Annotated in this window: 17 protein-coding genes and 1 riboswitch; of the genes, 11 read left to right on the top strand and 6 right to left on the bottom strand. The window is 70.9% G+C overall.

The window, feature by feature from the left end:
- The first annotated feature begins 1 nt into the window (after position 1).
- The 4 genes from xylB to AC3RXZ_RS07860 are packed head-to-tail and all read left to right on the top strand — an operon-like array spanning position 2 to position 4,515.
- Complete coding sequence (gene xylB, locus AC3RXZ_RS07875; protein ID WP_491493662.1) at positions 2 to 1,330, top strand: xylulokinase; 1,329 nt, start codon at positions 2 to 4, stop codon at positions 1,328 to 1,330.
- 58 nt (positions 1,331 to 1,388) lie between these two features.
- The gene (locus tag AC3RXZ_RS07870) at positions 1,389 to 2,627 is read left to right on the top strand and encodes an MFS transporter (RefSeq protein WP_491493661.1); all 1,239 of its coding nucleotides are present in this window, start codon (positions 1,389 to 1,391) and stop codon (positions 2,625 to 2,627) included.
- A gap of 22 nt (positions 2,628 to 2,649) precedes the next feature.
- On the top strand, positions 2,650 to 3,378 hold the full coding sequence (locus AC3RXZ_RS07865; protein WP_491493660.1) for a DUF6882 domain-containing protein: 729 nt from the start codon (positions 2,650 to 2,652) through the stop codon (positions 3,376 to 3,378).
- Positions 3,379 to 3,417: 39 nt separating this feature from the next.
- Entirely contained in the window at positions 3,418 to 4,515 is a 1,098-nt protein-coding gene (locus AC3RXZ_RS07860; RefSeq protein WP_491493659.1) for an N-formylglutamate amidohydrolase, read from the top strand.
- A gap of 13 nt (positions 4,516 to 4,528) precedes the next feature.
- Here the strand turns inward: AC3RXZ_RS07860 and AC3RXZ_RS07855 are convergent, their stop codons facing one another.
- The gene (locus AC3RXZ_RS07855) at positions 4,529 to 5,872 is read right to left on the bottom strand and encodes an anaerobic C4-dicarboxylate transporter (protein WP_243230736.1); all 1,344 of its coding nucleotides are present in this window, start codon (positions 5,870 to 5,872) and stop codon (positions 4,529 to 4,531) included.
- Positions 5,873 to 5,991: 119 nt separating this feature from the next.
- On the opposite strand from AC3RXZ_RS07855, the gene AC3RXZ_RS07850 reads away from it, so the two are divergent.
- A complete protein-coding gene (locus AC3RXZ_RS07850) occupies positions 5,992 to 6,537 on the top strand; it encodes a hypothetical protein (protein ID WP_491493658.1) in 546 nt (181 codons plus the stop codon).
- Positions 6,538 to 6,857: 320 nt separating this feature from the next.
- Here the strand turns inward: AC3RXZ_RS07850 and AC3RXZ_RS07845 are convergent, their stop codons facing one another.
- Positions 6,858 to 7,745: a bifunctional methylenetetrahydrofolate dehydrogenase/methenyltetrahydrofolate cyclohydrolase gene (locus AC3RXZ_RS07845; protein WP_491493657.1), complete on the bottom strand. Its 888-nt coding sequence runs from the start codon at positions 7,743 to 7,745 to the stop codon at positions 6,858 to 6,860.
- Complete coding sequence (glyA, locus tag AC3RXZ_RS07840) at positions 7,742 to 9,016, bottom strand: serine hydroxymethyltransferase (RefSeq protein ID WP_243230730.1); 1,275 nt, start codon at positions 9,014 to 9,016, stop codon at positions 7,742 to 7,744. Before glyA ends, AC3RXZ_RS07845 begins: the two co-directional genes overlap by 4 nt.
- Positions 9,017 to 9,048: 32 nt before the next feature.
- Positions 9,049 to 9,133: riboswitch (ZMP/ZTP riboswitch) on the bottom strand.
- 63 nt (positions 9,134 to 9,196) lie between these two features.
- Between glyA and AC3RXZ_RS07835 the strand changes: the two genes are divergently transcribed.
- The 6 genes from AC3RXZ_RS07835 (at position 9,197) to AC3RXZ_RS07810 (ending at position 16,547) form a co-directional block, all read left to right on the top strand.
- The gene (locus AC3RXZ_RS07835) at positions 9,197 to 10,696 is read left to right on the top strand and encodes a beta-N-acetylhexosaminidase (protein WP_243230728.1); all 1,500 of its coding nucleotides are present in this window, start codon (positions 9,197 to 9,199) and stop codon (positions 10,694 to 10,696) included.
- Positions 10,693 to 11,844 carry an N-acetylglucosamine-6-phosphate deacetylase gene (locus AC3RXZ_RS07830; RefSeq protein WP_491493656.1) on the top strand — a complete coding sequence of 384 codons (1,152 nt, stop codon included), beginning with the start codon at positions 10,693 to 10,695 and terminating at the stop codon, positions 11,842 to 11,844. Before AC3RXZ_RS07835 ends, AC3RXZ_RS07830 begins: the two co-directional genes overlap by 4 nt.
- Before the next feature lie 413 nt (positions 11,845 to 12,257).
- A complete protein-coding gene (locus tag AC3RXZ_RS07825) occupies positions 12,258 to 14,411 on the top strand; it encodes a sigma-70 family RNA polymerase sigma factor (protein ID WP_491493655.1) in 2,154 nt (717 codons plus the stop codon).
- 9 nt (positions 14,412 to 14,420) lie between these two features.
- Positions 14,421 to 14,792, top strand: coding sequence for a YrdB family protein (locus AC3RXZ_RS07820; RefSeq protein WP_243230719.1), 372 nt, complete (start codon positions 14,421 to 14,423; stop codon positions 14,790 to 14,792).
- Positions 14,789 to 16,153, top strand: a complete 1,365-nt coding sequence (locus AC3RXZ_RS07815) for an FAD-binding oxidoreductase (protein WP_491493654.1) — start codon at positions 14,789 to 14,791, stop codon at positions 16,151 to 16,153. The genes AC3RXZ_RS07820 and AC3RXZ_RS07815 overlap by 4 nt, the downstream gene beginning before the upstream one ends.
- Positions 16,146 to 16,547 (top strand): NUDIX hydrolase, encoded by a 402-nt coding sequence (locus AC3RXZ_RS07810; protein WP_491493653.1) that lies wholly within the window; start codon positions 16,146 to 16,148, stop codon positions 16,545 to 16,547. Before AC3RXZ_RS07815 ends, AC3RXZ_RS07810 begins: the two co-directional genes overlap by 8 nt.
- A gap of 165 nt (positions 16,548 to 16,712) precedes the next feature.
- On the opposite strand, the gene nagB is transcribed toward AC3RXZ_RS07810, so the two are convergent.
- Genes nagB through AC3RXZ_RS07795 form a run of 3 tightly spaced genes read right to left on the bottom strand, consistent with a single transcriptional unit; the run spans position 16,713 to position 19,702 of the window.
- On the bottom strand, positions 16,713 to 17,492 hold the full coding sequence (gene nagB / locus AC3RXZ_RS07805; RefSeq protein ID WP_243230712.1) for a glucosamine-6-phosphate deaminase: 780 nt from the start codon (positions 17,490 to 17,492) through the stop codon (positions 16,713 to 16,715).
- Entirely contained in the window at positions 17,485 to 18,462 is a 978-nt protein-coding gene (locus AC3RXZ_RS07800) for an ROK family protein (RefSeq protein ID WP_491493652.1), read from the bottom strand. Before AC3RXZ_RS07800 ends, nagB begins: the two co-directional genes overlap by 8 nt.
- A gap of 52 nt (positions 18,463 to 18,514) precedes the next feature.
- Positions 18,515 to 19,702 carry an ROK family transcriptional regulator gene (locus AC3RXZ_RS07795; protein ID WP_243230701.1) on the bottom strand — a complete coding sequence of 396 codons (1,188 nt, stop codon included), beginning with the start codon at positions 19,700 to 19,702 and terminating at the stop codon, positions 18,515 to 18,517.

Here is a 19,702-nt window from a genome sequence, read left to right as displayed (position 1 = left end):
CATGCCGCTGGTCGCCGGCGTCGACTCGTCGACGCAGAGCTGCAAGGTCGTCGTCCGCGACACCGGCACGGGCGCCGTCGTGCGCACCGGCCGTGCGTCGCATCCCGACGGCACGTCGGTCGCCCCCTCCGCCTGGTGGGAGGCTCTGCAGACCGCGCTGGCGGAGGCCGGCGGCCTCGCCGACGTCGCAGCGATCGGCGTCGGCGGCCAGCAGCACGGGCTCGTCGCCCTCGATGCCGACGGCCGGGTCATCCGGGACGCCCTGCTCTGGAACGACACGCGCTCGGCGGATGCCGCGGCGGCTCTGACCTCCGAGGTCGGCGCCGAGGAGTACGCCCGCCGGACCGGTCTCGTGCCCGTCGCGTCGTTCACGGTGACGAAGCTGCGCTGGCTCGCCGACGTCGAACCGGACAACGCCGCGCGCGTCGCGGCCGTCGCGCTGCCTCACGACTGGCTGACCTGGCGTCTGCGCGGATACGGTCCCGCCGGCGAATCCGAGCTCGGGCCGGTGCTGTCCGAGCTCGTCACCGACCGGTCGGATGCCAGCGGGACGGGATACTTCGACCCCGTGCGCGACGCGTACGACCGCGACCTGCTCGCGCTCGCGCTGCGCCGGGATGTCACGGACATCGTCCTCCCGCGGGTGCTGGGTCCGAGCGAGCACGTGGCCGGCCGGGGAGGCATCCTCGTCTCCGCCGGCGCCGGCGACAACGCGGCGGCCGCACTGGGCATGGGAGCGCGCTCAGGCGATGTGGGCGTTTCCATCGGCACGAGCGGAACCGTATTCGCCGTGACGGATGCGCCGATCGTGGATCCGTCCGGGACCGTCGCCGGGTTCGCGGACGCGGCCGGCGGACGGCTGCCGATCGTGACGACGCTGAACGCCGCCCGGGTCTTCGACGCGACGGCGGCGCTGCTGGGCGTGGACCTCGACGAGTTCTCGCGTCTCGCCCTGGCGGCCGAGCCCGGGGCGGACGGGCTCCGCCTGCAGCCGTGGTTCGAGGGCGAGCGGACGCCGAATCGTCCGGACGCCACCGCGACGCTGTCCGGGATGACGCTGGCGTCGACGACGCGCGAGAACCTCGCCCGCGCGGCGATCGAGGGCGTCCTCGGCGGGCTGGCCTACGGTCTGGACGCCATCCGGGCGCAGGGGGTCCGTGCCGAGCGCGTGCTTCTGATCGGCGGTGCGGCGCAGAGTCCCGCTGTCGCCTCCATCGCCGCGGAGGTCTTCGACGCACCGGTCGTCGTCCCCGCCCCCGGTGAGTACGTCGCTCTCGGCGCCGCCGTCCAGGCGGCGTGGGCCCTGACGGGCGAGCGTCCCACCTGGTGAGTTCACGCCGCTGCGCGGCGTGACAGGATGGGCGGATGCCGTCTCTGAAGAGCACGTCGTGATCCGCGGCCTCGCGGCCATGCAGGACCGCGGTTTCCGCTGGTTCTTCATCGCGAGGGCGATCACGCTGACCACCGGGTCGATGTCGTCGATCGCCCTCGCTTTCGCGGTGCTCGAGATCGACAACGACGCCCGATCGCTGTCATTCGTGCTGACGGCCTTCACGGTCAGCAACATCGTGTTCATCCTGTTCGGCGGCGTCGTCGCGGACCGGCTGCCCCGGGCGCTCATCATCCAGGGCTGCTACGTGATCGACATCCTCTCGGTCGGCACGATGGCGGCTCTGCTGTTCTCCGGAACCGCGACCGTCCCCCTGCTGGCGGTCCTCTCCGTGGTCAACGGGGCATCGACGGCGTTCGTGATGCCCGCCATGCAGGGCATCATCCCGCAGCTCACGACGCCCGAGAATCTCCAGCAGGCCAACGCGATGCTGTCCTTCGTCCGCTCGGCGGTCACGATCGGAGGGCCCGTCGTCGCCGGCGTCCTCGTGGCGACGGCGGGGCCCGCCTGGGCCATGGTCGTCCAGGCGCTCGGCTGGATCGTCGCGATCCCGGTGCTCGCGCTGGTCAGACTGCCGCCGCCCGCCGCGTCCGGCGGCGCGACGCTGTTCCGCGACCTCCGCGTCGGGTGGAGCGAGTTCTGGAGCCGGACCTGGCTCTGGGCGATCGTTCTCGCCTTCATGGTCATGAACGCGATCCACGTGGGCGCGTGGAGCGTCGCCGGCCCCTACATCGCCAAGAACGACGAGCGCCTGGGCATCACGGGCTGGGGCTGGGTCGTGAGCGCCGAGGGCGTCGGCGTGCTGCTCATGACGCTCGTGCTCCTGTGGGTGCCGCTGAAGCGCCCCCTGCGCTTCGGCATGCTCGGCATGGCGACGTTCGCCATCCCGCTCACGATGCTCGGTGTGCATCCGGCAGCCGTTCTGCTCGCGATCGCCGCCTTCCTCGCCGGGGCGGGCATGGAGGTGTTCAGCACCGGCTGGAATGTCGCCATGATGGAGAACGTCCCCGTCGATCGGCTGTCCCGCGTCTCGAGCTACGACATGCTCGGCAGTTTCGTGGCGATCCCCATCGGCACGCTCGTCTACGGTTGGCTGATCACGCATGCGGACGTGACGACCGTGCTGGTGGCATCCGCCGTCGTGTACGCGGTCGTCGCTCTCGCCACCCTGGTCGTGCCGAGCGTGTGGCGGATGGGCCGGACCCGGACGGCGGCCGAGGAACTGGCGGATTCATAGACATCCAGGCCAGACTGGTGCCATGAGCTTCGCCGCACTCCAGCCTCTCGCCGACCGCGCCGCCCTGTTCACCGCCCTCCGCCAGGACGCGCTCGTCAGCGCTACCGACGCTCTCGGCGAGCACCGCTGGGATGCCGATCTCAACGCCGGCACCCTGACGTTCACGGCGAACGACGATCCGTCCCGACAGCTCGTGACCCGCCCGCACCTGATCGCGACCCTCGCCCCCGGCCCGCGTTCCCTGCTGTGGGCCTGGGCGCACCCCCAGGGCGACGCTCAGGGAGTCGCCGCCCAGCTGCGCGAGTACGGCCAGCAGTACGGCATCGCCGAGCTCACCGAGGCGGAGCTGCCCTTCCCGGAGGATGCCGGGGACGACCTCGACGCCTGGATCGCCCAGGCGACGCACGTGATCGGCTCGGTCGCGGTCGAGATCACGGGCCGCTCTCCCTACTATTCGGCACCGGTGGGCGGAGGGACGCGAGCGGTCTTCCTGCTCGACGCACCCCTGAACGCGCTCACCGTCGCGGATGCCGTCGTCGCTGCTCCGCGTCTGCTCTCGACCCTCTCGCTGCCCGACGCGCGTTCCTCGGTGTGGGACGCGGCGCGACTGGCCGGCTGGAACCTGGAATGGACCGATGAGGCGTTCTCCGGGGCGGTCGTCAGCGATGCGTCCGCGTCTGCGACCTTCCGCTTCGACGAACAGGCCCGCATCACCGGAATCGAGGGCTCTGTGGACGGCGCGGCCGCCTGAGTCCCTTCGTTCCGGATCTCGCGTCGCTAGCATGAGCGCATGGCCGCTCTGGATCTCCTTCCCGCTGGCAAGACGTTCACCGAGTCCGAGATCGTCGTCTACGCCGACGCCGGCGGACGCACGCTCGACGACGCGATCCGCGAGGCGGACGTCCTCATCACCTGCCCGCACGCCGGCGCCGCGATCCCCGCGGAGATCGCGGGCTTCCTCTCCCCCGCGCTGACACGGCGACTGCAGTACGACTTCACGGACGTCGCGACCGATGCGATCGTCCGGCGCTGGGCCTCGACAGACCCCCGGGTGGTCGCGGTCCTCAACCCCCATCCGCGCCTCGTGCGCGACCCCAACCGCGCCAAGCCGTCCGACATCGCGGCAGACCTGAGGGAGGCGATCGAGCGCACGCGCGCTGCCGGCCCCTGGCAGCGCGTCGACCTGACCGGCGTTGACGCGATCCGCCCCGTGACCTTCTCCTTCTTCCCGATTCTCGAAGTTCCGGAGACCCCCACCGAGCTGAAGGCGCTCGTCGACACGTTCGTCGAGGTCGCCGAACGCGGGCTGGGCGTCTACGAGCGCATCCGCGACGACCTGACCGAGCGCTTCATCGAGGATCGACGGACCAGGGGCGGGCGATTCACGCGCCTGTCGTTCCACGACACGATGAACACCACGACGACGAAGGACGGCGCCGTGGACGTCCCCCGTGACGAGAAGGATCGACTGCCGCGGGTCGTGGCGCTGTCGAACCGCGGAGACGAAGCCGGCGAGGAACGGGACCCCGCGGACCCGCCGACCATGGACCCGTCCCGCCTGCGCGCCCTCGCCGAGGCTCATCGCACCGCCTTCCGCGTCGACTCGGCCGCTGACGTGGCGCTCAACAAGCCGTATCTCGGCAGCCAGGAGATCCTCGCGGCCGGCGCCCGCTTCCGTGCCGTCGCCGCGGAGGACCCTGCGGCCGGAGGTCGGTTCGATGCGGTCCAGGCGGAGTTCCTGAGGGAGTACCTGCTCGGAGACGCCGCCGTGGCCGAGCTGCACCGACCGGGCACGGAATGGATCTCCGAGGACGCGGCGCACGTCGACGAGGTCGCTGCGGCATCCCGCCGCGCCTGGGATCTCTATCGACAGCGCGGAGTGTCCTGAACGACCCCGCCGCTCACCCTCCCCACAGCGCGCCGAACAGCGCACCCGCTCCGATCGTCGTGACGGCGAGGATCAGAGTCGGCAGGAAGAACGAATGGTCGACGAGCTTCGTGCCCAGCTTCGTCGTCCCCGAGGTGTCGAAGTTCGCCGCCGCGATCTGCGATCCGTTGGTCGGCAGCAGGTAGATGCCCGCGAACGCACCGGCCCACATGCCGCTGAGCAGGCCGAGCGGGATGCCCGCCGCAAGGCCGATCGGCACGATCGTCCTGGTCGCGGTCGACTGGCTCGTCGTGAGCACGCACACGAGGAAGACGCCCAGAGCGAAGATCCACGGTGCGGCGCCGACGAGCGCACCGATGCTCTCCGAGATGAGGTCCGCGTGCGCCGCGAGGAAGGTGTCGGTGAGCCAGGCGAGACCGAACAGGGCGATCGCGGACACCATTCCGGCGCGGAACACGGTCGCCGCCGGGACTTCGGCGACCTTCGGCCGGGACACGATCAGGATCACCGTTCCCACGAGGAACATGATGATCTCGATGATGGGAGTCATGCCGACCGGGTCTCCGTCCGCGTCCAACGGGCGGATCCCCTTGAACAGCCCGAACACCACGATCGCGAGGACACCGGTGAGGAAGATCAGCGCCGCGTTGCGCCCGGCGGAGGTCACGGTGACGTCGGCCTTCACCTCCGCCGCCCCCTGTCGCGGCGGTGCCAGCTCTCCGCTGGCGATCTTCGCCTGCACCTCCGGGTCGTCCGCGAGGTCCTTGCCGAGGCGGTTGACCACCAGCGAACTGAGCACGATGCCGACCACAGCGGCGGGGATCGTCACCTTGAGGATGTCGATCAGCTCGAAGTCCCACGGCGGCACATCGGTGAGCGTGACCATGGCGGCCATGGCCGCCGACACCGGGCTGCAGGCGAGGGCGACTCCGGTCGCGACCACGGAGAGGGACAGCGGACGGGACGGCCGGATGCCGTTGCGGTAGGAGAGGTCCTGGATGACGGGGAGAAGCGGATAGAGAATGTTCGACGTCCCCGCACCCGCGGCGAAGAGGAAGGAGACCAGCGGGGCCACGAGCGTGATCTGCTTCGGACTGCGTGCGATGAGCCTGGCTGCGACCGAGACCATCCAGTCGATGCCTCCCGCGACCTGCATCATCGAGGCGGCGAGCACGACCGACAGCACGATGAGCAACGCGTCGACCGGCGGCGATCCCGGTGAGAGCTGGAAGACGAAGACGAGGATCGCCACGCCTGCGCCGCCCCACAGGCCGAGGCCGACGCCGCTGGAGCGCGTCCCCATGACGATGCACCCGAGAACGACGAGCAGTTGCAGGATGAACAGCGCGATCTCCATGGACGCCCCCTCCGGTCGCGGCGAATCCGGCGTCAGGATATCGGTCGACGGGCCTCGGCGCCATCATCCCGGCGGCACACCCCGTTCCGCCGGCACCGGAAGTATGCGAACCTGAGCATATGAGGAACGGCATCATCCGCTTCGGCGCGCTCTATGTCTTCAACGTCGCTGTCCTGCTCATCATCGGACTGCTCCTGCCGACGGTCGCGGTCGGCTGGAACGCGCTCTGGGCGGCCGTGATCCTCACCCTCGGCGCCCTGTTCATCAAACCTGCGCTGCGTTCGCTGTTCCGCAGGGCGACCGCGAAGTCGGCCGCGGATCGCACCAGGGCGGGCGAGAAGACCGTGCAGTACGTGCTCGTCTATCTCGTCGAGCTCATCGTCTGGGCGCTCACCGTGTGGCTGAGCGGAGTCAGCATCGCCGGCTTCTTCTGGGGGTACGTGCTGCCGCCCCTGCTGCTACTCCTCGGCTGGGTGATCTACGACCGCATCGACGACAGCCTGCACCGCAAAGCCGGCGAGGTGTACGACCGGGTCACCGGCGGACGCCGGAGCACCTCGGAGACCGCTGCGCCTCCGGCACCGACGCAGACGACGCCGGAGGCCCGCCGCGAGGCCGAGGACGGGCTCACCCCCGAGCAGCGCCGGATGCTCGACGAGCTCTAGCCCGGACTCGAAACGCCGGCCCGGCCTCACATGCCGAACCCCACCTCGCTCCCTGAACGACGGACGCCAGCCCGGCCTCACACGCCGAACCCCCTCCTCGCTCCCTGAACGACGAGCGCCGGCCCGGCCTCACACGCCGAAACCCCCTCCTCGCTCCGTGAACGACGAGCGCCGGCCCAGCCTCACACGCCGAAACCCACCTCGCTCGTTGAGCGACGAGCGGAGCGAGGAGTCGAAACGCGGTCACTGCTGATCGACGACGACCGCGTTTCGACTCACGGAGACCTGCGCTTAACGAGCGATGCGAGTCGAACCGCGGCTCAACGATCGAAAGTGAGACGCTCCGCGGCCTCCACGACGTTCGTCATGAGAAGCGCGACGGTCATGGGGCCGACGCCGCCCGGGTTCGGAGACAGGAAGCCTGCGACCTCGGCCACGTCCGGATGCACATCCCCGTGGACGCGGGTCTTGCCGGTCTCGGCATCCGTCTCGCGCGTGACGCCCACGTCCAGGACGGCGGCGCCCGGCTTGACGTCCTCGGGGCGGATGAGGTGCTTCACCCCCGCGCCCGCGACGATCACGTCCGCCTGACGCAGGTAGGGCGACATGTCCGGCGTCCCCGTGTGCACCTGCGTCACGGTGGCGTTGATGTCGCGACGCGTCAGCAGCAGTCCCATCGGACGTCCGATCGTCACTCCGCGCCCCACGACGACGACGTGCTTGCCCGTGAGGTCGTAGTCGTTGCGCAGCAGCAGCTCGATCACCCCGCGCGGAGTGCACGGCAGGGGCGTGGTGATCGGGGCGTTGACATTGAGCACCAGACGCCCGAGGTTCGTCGGGTGCAGCCCGTCGGCGTCCTTGGCCGGGTCGATGCGCTCCAGGATCGCGTCGGTGTCCAGGTGCTTCGGCAGCGGCAGCTGCACGATGTAGCCGTGGCAGGACGGATCGGCGTTGAGTTCGTCGATCAGCTCCTCGACCTGCTCCTGCGTGGCGTCGGCCGGCAGTTCGCGCTGGATCGAGTTCATCCCGATCGCCTCGGACTGCCGGTGCTTCATCCCGACGTACAGCTGGGACGCCGGATCCGCGCCCACGAGCACCGTGGCGATGCCGGGGATCACGCCCCGAGCGCGCAGCGCCGCGACGCGCTCCGCGAGCTCCGCCTTGATCTCGGCCGAGGCGGCCTTGCCGTCCAGGACGACAGCGGTCACTGGGTCAGCCCCGGGTAGAGCGGGAAGGCCGCAGCGAGCGCGTCGACGCGCGCCTTCAGTGCGGCCACGTCGGCACCGGGCAGCAGCGCGAGCGCGATGATGTCCGCGACCTCGGTGAACTCGGCGTCCCCGAATCCGCGCGTGGCGAGCGCCGGCGTGCCGATGCGCAGGCCCGACGTCACCATCGGCGGACGCGGATCGTTCGGGACCGCATTCCGGTTGACGGTGATGTGGATGTCGTGCAGCAGGTCCTCGGCCTGCTTGCCGTCGATCTCGGCATCGCGCAGGTCGACGAGGACGAGATGCACGTCGGTGCCGCCGGAGCGGACCCGGATGCCGGCGTCCTGCACGTCCTGGCGGCCGAGACGCTCGGCGAGGAGGGCGGCGCCGCGGACCGTGCGCTCCTGACGCTCGCGGAACTCCGGCGTGCCGGCGATCTTGAACGCCGTGGCCTTCGCCGCGATCACGTGCATGAGCGGTCCGCCCTGCTGACCCGGGAACACCGCGGAGTTGATCTTCTTGGCCAGGTCGGCGTCGTTGGTGAGGATGAAACCGGAGCGCGGGCCGCCGATCGTCTTGTGCACCGTGGAGGACACGACGTGCGCGTGCGGCACGGGCGAGGGGTGCACGCCCGCGGCGACCAGACCGGCGAAGTGCGCCATGTCGACCCACAGGTACGCGCCCACCTCGTCGGCGATCTCGCGGAAGGCCGCGAAGTCGAGCTGACGCGGGTACGCCGACCAGCCGGCGATGATGACCTTCGGCTTGTGCTCGAGGGCGAGGCGCCGCACCTCGTCCATGTCCACGAGCGAGGTCTCAGGGTCGACGCCGTAGGCGACGATGTCGTACAGCCGCCCGGAGAAGTTGATCTTCATGCCGTGCGTGAGATGACCGCCGTGGTCGAGCGAGAGGCCGAGAAGCGTGTCGCCAGGGCGGGCGATCGCGTGCAGCACGGCGGCGTTGGCCGTGGCGCCGGAGTGCGGCTGGACGTTGGCGAACTCGGCGCCGAACAGATCCTTCGCGCGCTGGATCGCGAGTTCCTCCGCGACGTCCACCTCTTCGCAGCCGCCGTAGTAGCGGCGCCCGGGGTAGCCCTCGGCGTACTTGTTCGTGAGCACGGACCCCTGCGACTGCAGGACCGAGACGGGGACGAAGTTCTCGGAAGCGATCATCTCGAGATAACCGCGCTGGCGGTTCAGCTCCCGCTCGAGGACCTCGGCGATCTCCGGGTCGACTTCGGACAGCGGGGCGTTGAAGTACGGGTCGGTCATGGCTGCTCCTGATCTCACGGCGGAAGGGATTTCCTATCGGCCCAGGCGCGCGGTCGATTTCCATGAGAAGTCGCTCCCCGGTGGTACCCCACCCAGACGCCAGTCGCGACGTCTCGAGCATAGCGGATCGGATCGGTCCGGATGCTTGGATGTCGTCACGGTCACCGGTACGTTTTGTTCATGGTCCTTACTCTTGTCCCCCAGCCCGCGTCCGTGACCGAGGGCTCCGGAACGCTCGTGCTCTCCCCCGCCACGCGCATCGTCATCGTCGACGGCGCGGATGCCGCGGCATCCGTCCTCTCCGATGTGCTCGCCGCGCGCACCGGCCTGCGGCCGGATGTCGTCACGGACCCGCCGTCCGACGGCGACCTCGTCCTCCGCCGCACCGACGACGACGGCGAGTCGTACCGCCTCGAGATCGGCGCCCGCGTCGAGATCACCGGATCGGATGCCGGGCTGTTCTACGGCGTCCAGACCCTTCGTCAGCTGCTGCGCGTGAAGGACGGCGTCTGGTCGATCGCACGCGCCTCTATCGTCGACGCCCCGCGCTACGCGTACCGGGGCGTCATGCTCGACGTCGCCAGGACGTTCTTCGACGTCGCGACCGTCAAGGCGTTCATCGACCGCGCGTCATCGCTGAAGTTCAACCACCTGCACCTGCACCTCACCGACGATCAAGGCTGGCGCCTGCACATCGACAGCCGCCCGCTGCTGACGGAGAAGGCTGCGGGGACCTCCACGCTCGGTCGCCCTGGCGGCTTCTACACCAAGGACGACTTCCGCGAGATCGTCGGATACGCGGCCGCCCACCACATGGTCGTGGTCCCGGAGATCGACCTCCCAGGGCACACGCACGCGATCGGTCTGGCCTACCCGGATGTCGTCGAGGCTCCGGTCATGAACGACATGCTCCTGGCGCAGTCCGAGTCCCTGGGCCAGCCGCTCCCCGTGGCCGGTGAGCCCTACCTCGGCTGGGGAGTCGGACACTCCTCCGTGCGCATCCACGAGGACGCGACCTGGGAGTTCCTGCGCGACGTGCTCTCGGAAGTGGCGGAGATCGCCCCCGGCCCGTACCTGCACGTCGGCGGAGACGAGTGCCTGGGCACGCCCGCAGCCGATTTCGACGCATTCATCGAACGCGTCACGGCCCTCACCGCCGAGCTCGGGAAGACGCCGGTGGCCTGGCACGAGGCGGGATCCGCGCAGGTCGCCGAGGGCACCGTCGGCCAGTTCTGGGGAAGCAGCACGCCCACCGCGGAGCACGCCGAGCACACCCGCCGGTTCGCCGAGCGCGGCGGCCGCGTCATCCTGTCGCCGTCCACCCGCGCATATCTGGACATGAAGTACACCGCGGACTTCCCGCTGGGACTCACCTGGGCGGCGATCATCGACCTCGAGAGCGCCTACTCCTGGGAGCCGGAGGAGATCGTCCCCGGACTCGATGCCGAGGCGATCCTGGGTGTCGAGGGACCGCTGTGGTCCGAGACGATCCCGTCGCTCGCGGACATCGATCAGCTGTTCTTCCCGCGGGCGGCGGCGCTTGCTGAGATCGGATGGTCTCCGGCATCCGCCAAGGACTGGGCGTCGTTCCGCGACCGCGTAGGTGGGCTCGGCGCCGTGTGGGACGCGGAGGGCTGGGGAGGGCATCGCCCCTCCGAGATCGACTGGAGCCCGCGATGACCGCCACCGTGATCCATTCCGCCCGACTGGTCTCCTCCGGGTCCGACGTCGCGGACGCCTGGGTGCGCTTCGACGACGGTCTCGTCTCCGCGACCGGCACGGGTTCGTCGTGGACGGATGCCGAGGTCGTCGTCGACGCGACGCAGATCGCCGGTCCCGGGGCGATCCTGTCTCCCGGGTTCATCGACATCCACGGCCACGGGGGCGCGGGTGCGTCGTACGACGAGGGCGTCGAGGCGATCCGTACTGCCCGTGCCCTGCACCGCGCGCACGGCACCACGCGCGCCGTGCTGTCGCTCGTGACGGCCTCGCTGGACGACCTCGCTCGCCGCGCTTCCGAGATCGCCGACCTCACCGAGGCGGATCCCGAGATCCTCGGTTCGCACCTCGAAGGCCCTTTCCTGGATCCCGGGCATCAGGGCGCCCACGAGCCGTCGCTGCTGCGAGCGCCGATCGCCGCCGACGTGCAGCGGCTGCTCGATGCCGGCCGCGGAACGGTGCGCCAGGTCACGATCGCCCCCGAACTCCCCGGGGGAATCGACGCGATCCGTTCGGTGGTCGCGGCGGGCGCCGCCGCCGCGGTCGGGCACACCGACGCGGATGCCGCCATGGCCGCGGCCGCCTTCGATGCGGGGGCGACGATCCTCACGCACGCGTTCAACGCCATGCGCGGCATCCACCATCGCGCCCCGGGTCCCGTGCTCGCGGCAGCGGCCGATCGTCGCGTCGTGCTCGAGGCCATCGCGGACAACGTCCACCTCGATCCCCACGTGATCAAGCTCGTGTTCGACGCCGCGCCCGACCGGGTCGCGCTGGTCACCGACGCCATGGCCGCCGCCGGCAGCGCCGACGGGCACTACGACCTCGGCGCCGTCAAGGTGACGGTCGCGGACGGGGTCGCGCGCACCGACGACACCGGCTCGATCGCCGGTTCGACCCTCACGCAGGACGTCGCGCTGCAGCGCGCCGTGCAGGCCGGTGTTCCGCTCGCCGCCGCGATCCGTGCGCTGACCGAGACCCCGGCCGCAGCGATCGGCGCCGGCGACCGCGTGGGACGACTCAGCGCAGGGATGCTGGGCGACGCCGTGCTCCTGGACGCGCAGCTGCGCGTACACCACGTGTGGGTCGGCGGCCGGGCCGCTGCGTGATGCACGACGCGTGCCGGATCGCGGGAGTCGAGGGGAGGCCGCCGCACCCCAGTCAGCGGCGGCCCCAGTCCCTCCGGAACGAGCAGGCGGCTCGGGAACTCCTCCCCCGAGGATCCCGAGCCCGCCTGTACCGGCGCGGTTGCCCCGTGCACCGGTGCCGCCGGATCTCCGCCCCCCGGTGGGGATCCGACAGCATGCTCTGGTTGATGAGACGGCGTCCTGACCGATCCATTACGCGGATGCGGAGAAATTCTTCGGAGATTTCTGCCGTGATCCCGCAGAGAGTTCGCTCCGAGTTGTCCCCAGGGCTGGCCAGGCTGGGAAAACCGGGTGAGAATGGTTCGGGCGCGTGATGGGGACCCGATTCACGCGTCTCTTCCTGTGGAGCCGAACCGATGCTCCACGAGAGCTGGATGACCGTGCCTGACCAAAACGACCACGACGTGCAGATCGCCGACGCCGATCTGATCCTCCGCACCCGATCCGGGGACCGGGAGGCCTTCGGCGAACTCTGGAGACGCCACTATCCGTCCGGCATCGCCGTCGCGCGGTCGATCACGTCGACGCTCGACCCGGACGATCTCGTCCAGGAGTCGTACACGCGCATCTACAACGCGATCCTCAAGGGCGGCGGACCCAACGGCTCGTTCCGTGCCTACCTGTTCACGAGCATCCGCAACACCGCAGCAGGGTGGGGCAAGGCGCGTCGCGAGACCGCCATCGACGAGATGGAGGCCGTCGCCGATCCGGACAGCACCGAGCAGGCAGCCGACGAGGCCCTGGACCGGGGCCTCACCGCGCAGGCGTTCCGCAGCCTCCCGTCTCGCTGGCAGGAAGTGCTCTGGTACACCGAGATCGAGCAGATGAAGCCCGGAGAGGTCGCTCCGCTGCTCGGCATGAAGGCCGGCGCCGTCGCTCAGCTTGCCTTCCGCGCCCGCGAGGGCCTGCGCGAGGCGTGGATCCAGGCGCACCTGCGCAGCGCCGCACCGGGTTCGGAATGCCAGTGGACCATCGAGCACCTCGGCGCCTACTCGCGCGGGAACCTGAGCAACCGCGACCGCAAGCGCCTCGACGCGCATCTCGCCGACTGCGCGCGCTGCATGATCGTGGCCGCCGAGGCGAAGGACGTGTCCCAGCGTCTAGCGCTCGTGCTGCTCCCCCTCGTCCTCGGAGTCTCCGGCGCCGCCGGCTATCTCGCGACGCTGCAGGGCGGCGGAACCCCGATCGTGGCTCTCGCCGCCATGCCCTCGAGCGTGGTCGAGGGCGGCGTGGTGATCGCCGGTGCCGGGAGCGCGGCGGTCGCCGGAGCGGGCGGAGCCGGAGCGGGCGGCACGGCAGGCGCCGGCGCCGCAAGCGGTTCGAGTGCAGCCGGCGGTGCCGGTGCGGTCTCGGGAATCGGTGCACTCGTCGGCGTCGGCTCGGCGGCCCTCGTGGTCGCGGGCGTCGTCGCGGCCGCCGCGATCGTTCCCGGTCTCGTCTCGGCGCCCGCGATGACGAGCCTCCCCAGCGCCGGAGAGGTCTCGGACTCCCCCTCCATCCCGACCGAGGTGGGCCCCGACGACGAGCTGGAAGCGCTCGACGCCGAGGATCTCGTCCTCGACGACCCGGATGCCGAGGAGAAGGACGACCCCGCGCCGGAAGCGGATGCCGTGCCGGTCGAGGAGCCGGTCGCTCCACCGGCCGAGGTCGCTCCCCCGGCGGAATCGGGAAGCGGCGGGGAGACGGGCACGGTGCCCGAGGTTCCGGTGGATCCTGTGGACCCTGTCGATCCTGTCGACCCCGTGGATCCGGTCGATCCCGTGGATCCCGTGGACCCGGTCGACCCCGTGGACCCGGTCGTGCCGACGTCGCCCGTCGAGCTCGTCGACGTCACGATGTGCCTCGGCGACGAGGCGGTCACCTATGTCTCGATCGACGTCCTCGGCGTGCCCGAGGCCGAGGTGCAGGCGCTGCTCAATGGCAGCACGAGCAGGGCAGACAACATCCTGCTCGGTGAGGACGGCAGCGGGACCATCAGCCTCCGTCCGAGCCTCGACCAGATCCTCTTCAACGCCGACGTGGAGTTCCACTACGTCACCGTCGACGGACCGGTCCACCCCTATGAGACATCGCTGTCCGCACTGGGCGTGACCCTGACCTCCGTCCTGCTGGCCCCGGCCTGCGACGGCGAGGAGGAGACCCTCCCCGAAGGCGAGGTTCCGGCCGAGGACCCGCCGGCGGAGGACCCCGCTGCGGACGAGATCCCGGCCGCGGACACCCCCGCCGACGACCAGACGGACGCTCCTGCGGCTGCCGAGGCCGAGCCGTCCGAGCCGGAGCAGAAGCAGGCTCCGACCGAGCCCGCACCGGCCGCTGAAGAGCCCGCTCCTGCCGATCCGTCCTCCGCGCCGCTGGCGCCGACGACTGAGGACCCCGCGGCGGAGAGCACCCCGGCCGAGCAGCCAACCGCCGAGGAGAAGGCCGCAACCGACCAGGTCGCAGCGCCCCTCAAGGACGCGGCCGAGGAGGCCGTCGCCCCAGCATCCGCACTGGTCCCGGGCGACGAGGCCGCACCGCCCGCCGAATAGACTGGGAGCATGACCCACGACACTCCGGCCGAACCGGGCGTGAACCGCCCGAACGTCACTCCGCTCGACATCGTCCGGGTCGTCATCCTTCTGGTCAGCCTCGCCTCGCTCGCCCTGTGGGGCTTCGCGTCGTGGGACATGCCATGGAACATCGTCCTCGGCATCGGAACCCCTGTCGTGGTCCTGCTCGTCTGGGCCCTGTTCCTGTCGCCGCGTCCCGTGCTGCGGCTGCATCCGTTCCTGCGGGCGGCCGTGGAGCTGCTCGTCTACGTCGGCGTCACGATCGCGTGGTGGTCCATGGGCCAGGCACTGATCGGATCGGTCTTCGCCGTGGTGGCGATCGCGGCCGGAGTGATCGCCGGGCGGCGATCTCTGGCATGAGCGCGCTCGCGGCGCTGCAGGCGGCGCTCGGCGACATCGTCGACGTCACCGAGGCCTCCCGCGAGCAGGCCCGCGCCGACCGCTCTGGTCACGCCGCCCCCGGTCGCCCCCTCGCGGTCGTCCACGCCGAGACCGTCGCGCACGTCCAGGAGACCCTCCGCATCGCCTCGGACACCCGCACGCCCGTCGTGGTGCGCGGTGCGGGCACGGGTCTCGCCGGCGCCGCGAATGCCGGCGAGGGCGAGATCGTGCTGTCCACGCGGCGCATGACGCGCATCCACGAGATCCGTCCCGACGACCTTCTCGCTGTCGTCGAGCCCGGCATCCTCAACGCCGAGCTCAATGCCGCGCTGGCGCCGCACGGCGTGTGGTGGGCGCCGGACCCGGCGAGCAGGGACATCTCCACAGTCGGCGGCAACATCGCCACGGGCGCCGGCGGGCTGCTGTGCGCCAAGTACGGCGTGGTCCGCGACGCCGTCCTCGGCGTGGACCTCGTCCTGGCCGACGGACGCCTCCTCCATCTCGGTCATCGCACGGTCAAGGGCGTCACCGGACTCGACCTCACCTCCCTCGTGATCGGCTCGGAGGGCAGGCTCGGAGTGGTCGTGGGCGCCACGCTGAAGCTGCGGCGCCTGGTCCCGGGCGGCACCTGCACGATCGCCGCGGTGTTCCCGGATGCCCGGACCGCCGCCACGGCATCCGCCGCCGTCACCGCGGCGGGCGAGCAGCCCGCGATCATGGAGCTGATGGACGCCGCCGCCCTCGCTGCGGTCCATGCCCTGCTGTCGCTGTCGGCACCGGCCGCGGGCGCGGCGCAGCTCACGATCCAGACCGACGGCACCGCCGCCCGAATCGAGGCCGAGCGCATCGCGGCGATCCTCACGGCTCACGGCGGCCAGGTGGCACTCTCGGACGACCCGGCGGAGGGCGAGCGCCTCCTGTCGATCCGCCGCTCCATGCACGCCGCGATGGCGTCTCTCGGAACCACACTGATCGAGGACGTCTCCGTACCGCGCAGCGCTCTGCCGGCGATGTTCGACGAGATCTCCCGCATCGAGCGTGCGTACGGTCTGACCATCCCCACGGTCGTGCACGCGGGCGACGGAAACCTGCACCCGAACTTCATCTTCGAGGGCACCGAGGTGCCCGCCGAGATCTGGCGTGCGGCCGATGAACTGTTCCGCGCCGCGATCCGCCTGGGTGGAACTCTCACCGGCGAGCACGGCATCGGGACGCTCAAGAGCCGGTGGCTCGCCGAGGAGCTCGGCGACGATCAGTGGCGGCTGCAGCACGACATCGTCCGCGTGTTCGACCCGCTCGGCATCCTCAACCCCGGAAAGGTGTTCACCCCGCATGCCTGACATCCATGTGAGCGCCGCGATCATCAGAGATTCCGCCGATCGTGTGCTCGTGGTCCGCAAGCACGGCACGGTGCGCTTCATGCAGCCCGGCGGCAAGCCGGAGCCGGGCGAGAGCGCCGCGCAGACGCTGGCACGCGAACTGGAGGAGGAGCTCGGTCTGCGGGTCGCGGAAACCGACCTCACGCCACTGGGCGAGTTCGTCTCGGATGCCGCGAATGAACCGGGGCACCGCGTCGTCGCATCCGCTTTCGCGATGCGCGCCGAGCCGGACGACGTCGCGGTCCAGGCCGAGCTCGCCGAGCTGCGCTGGATCACCCCGGACGACATCGCCGCGCTGCCGCTGGCTCCGCTCAGCCTCGAGCACCTGCTCCCGCTGGCTTGGCCGGAGGCCTAGGCTCCCGCCTCTCTGCCTCGGGTCGCAGTTCACGCCGCTCCGGCTTGGTCACCCGCGTTCCCGTCGCAATCCATGCCGCTGTAGGCGCGCGGAACCGACAGAAGCTGCGACCGGAAGCGAACTCAGCCGTCCGATGACGACAGAAACTGCGACCGGACGGGTGCGCTAGATCCCCTGCCAGGCCGGCTTGTTCGCGAATGTGTACCGGTAGTAATCGGCGAGCTTCAGCTTCGACGCCGCCGCCTCGTCGACGACGACCGTCGCGTGCGGGTGCAGCTGGATCGCGGACCCGGGGAGGATGGCGGACAGCGGTCCCTCGACGGCGTCCGCGACGGCCTGCGCCTTGTTCTCGCCGAACGCCAGCAGCACCAGGTGACGCGCCTGGAGGATCGTACCGAGGCCCTGCGTGATGCAGTGCATCGGGACGTCGTCGATCGTGTCGAAGAAACGCGCGTTGTCCTCGCGGGTCTGCTGGGTCAGCGTCTTGACGCGCGTGCGCGACGCGAACGACGATCCCGGCTCGTTGAATCCGATGTGCCCGTCGGTGCCGATCCCGAGGATCTGCAGATCGACGCCGCCGGCCTCGGCGATCGCCGCCTCGTAGTCGGAGCCGGCATGTTCGATGCCGTCCGCCGCACCGTTGGGGACGTGGATGCGCCGCGGGTCGAGGCCCAGGGGCTCCACGACCTCGCGCGTGATCACCGAGCGATAGCTTTCGGGATGCGCCGGGTCGATGCCGACGTATTCGTCCAGCGCGAACCCGCGGACGTGCGACACGTCGATGCCTTCGAGCCGGCTCTGCAGCGCCTCGTACACGGGCAGCGGCGTCGACCCGGTCGCGAGCCCCAGTACCGCGTCTGAGCGCTCCCTGATGAGCGCGACGATCTCGTCGGCGACCAGGGCTCCTGCCGCGGCGCTGTTCTCGACGATGACGACTTCAGCCATGGGTGACGATCTCCTTGTCCGGTGCCGGTGCGAACTCGGCGGCACCCACGAGCGCCGCGCCCAGAGCCGCCGCCGGGGAACCCGCCGGCAGCAGCTCGATCCTCTCATCCAGCCGGAGGGAGCGCATGAACGCCGACCCCTCGGCCTCGCGCCGCAGGGTCGCGACGATGTCCGTGTGCAGGCGCTCCCCGAGCGCGGTGAGCCCGCCGCCGATGACCACCGTCTCGACGTCGACCGAGAGCACGAGGATGCGCACGGCGGCCGCCGCTCCCCTGGCGAGATCGGCGCGCAGCGCCGTCGCGACGGGATCGCCGGTCTCGGAGGCGTCGAAGATGTCACGGACGGGAAGGGCACCGGGGCGTCCCCACGCCTTCGCCAGGGCGCCGCCACCGCACAGCGTCTCGACGCAGCCGCGCTGGCCGCAGCCGCACAGCCGTCCGGCCGGATCGACGCTGAGGTGTCCCACCTCTCCCGCCGTGCCGCGCGCCCCGCGCCAGATGCGCCCGTCCGCCACGATTCCGGCCGCGACCCCCGTGCCGAGGTTGAGATACGCCATGGTCGCGGTGTCACGGCGCAGTGCGGCCGCGCCGAGAGCAGCGGCCTTGACGTCGTTCTCGACGGTGACGGGCACCTGCAGACGGCTGCCCGCGCGCGCCTCGATGTCGAGCGACTCGACGCCGAGGTTGACGGCGTGCAGCACGCGTCCGGTGCCGGGTTCGACGAGGCCGGGGATCCCGACGCCGACGGAGCGGATCGCGGACGCGACGAACCCGCCCTCCTCCGCGAGGGCGGCGACGCTGTCCAGGATGCTGGCGATGACGGCGTCGTCCCCCCACCCGGTCGGCCGGCGCACGCGTGCGAGGATCTCGCCGTCGAGCCCCACGGCGACGGCATCCGTCTTCGTGCCGCCGACGTCCAGGCCCACGCGTATCGCCCGACCGCGCGTGTCGGTGTCCCTGCGCCGCGTCATCGGCTGACGGGCTGCCGGTCGGCGAGGACGGAGGCGGGCGGTGTGCGGCGCATCAGGAGACCCCCAGCTGCCCGGACAGCACCATGACCGCAGTTCCGCGCAGCACGATGTCGTCCTGCAGCGTGGGGCGGATCACGACGTCGTCGAACACGCCCTCGAGCGTGCGCGCGCGCAGGGTCTCGGTGGCCGCGTCGAAGAAGGTGTCGTCGAGCAGGTCGGCCGGGCCGGACAGGACGATCTCGGAGAGGTCCAGGGCGCTGACGATCGGGGCGATCGCGACGGCCATGCGGGTGCCGGCGTCGCGCAGGAGCTCGTCACGGGAGTCCGGCGCCTGGGCGATGGCCGCGGCCAGACGACTGCCGCTGAGCCAGGCTTCGAGGCATCCGTCCTTTCCGCACACGCATCGCGGTCCGCCGTCCGTCCCGACGACGACGTGGCCGATCTCGCCGGCGGCGAACCGGCTGCCCAACAGCGGCTGACTGCCGGTGATGAGCCCGGCGCCGACGCCGCGCCCGATCTTGATGAGCATGACGTCGGCCTTCGCCTCGCCGAACGTGTACTCGGCGAGGACGGCGGCATTCGCGTCGTTGCGCGCGGTCACGGGGAGGTCCAGATCCAGGCCGAGGCGCGCCTCGAGCGGGAAATCGGTCCAGCCCAGGTTCGGCGACTCGATGACGACGCCGTCGGGGCGCACGATGCCGGGAGTGCCGACGCCGACGCCGAGGAGGGTCGTCGTGGACGCCGCCATGAGCTCACGGGCGAGTCCGAGCATGGCGTCGTAGGTCGCGGCGCCGTCGGGCGTGGCAGGACGCGGCACCTCACGACGTTCGAGGACCTCGCCGTCCAGACTGAGCACGGCGCCCTGGAACGCCTCGGGTCCGGACAGGTCGAGCCCGATGATCTGATGCCCGTCGCGGTCGATGTCGATGAGGATCGGCGGCTTGCCCGGACCGGCGGTCTCGCGGATCCCCTTCTCCACGACGATGCCGTCCGCGATGAACTCGGCGACGAGATCCGAGATCGTGACGCGCGTGAGTCCGGTCTCCCGGGACAGGTCGGCGCGGCTCATGGCACCGGCGTGGTACAGCGTCTGCAGGACCAGGGCGCGGTTGTGACCCCGCGCGTGCTCGGGAAGCACCTTGGCGCGCGAGCGGAGGTGCCGCGCACCTGCGAATCCGTGCGCGGTCGCGCCGGTGTACTCGGCCGTGGCCGGTGCACGCATCCCATCCGATTCGGACAT

This window comes from Microbacterium cucumeris (assembly GCF_058349845.2).
This window is presented reverse-complemented; position numbering and strand designations above follow the sequence as displayed.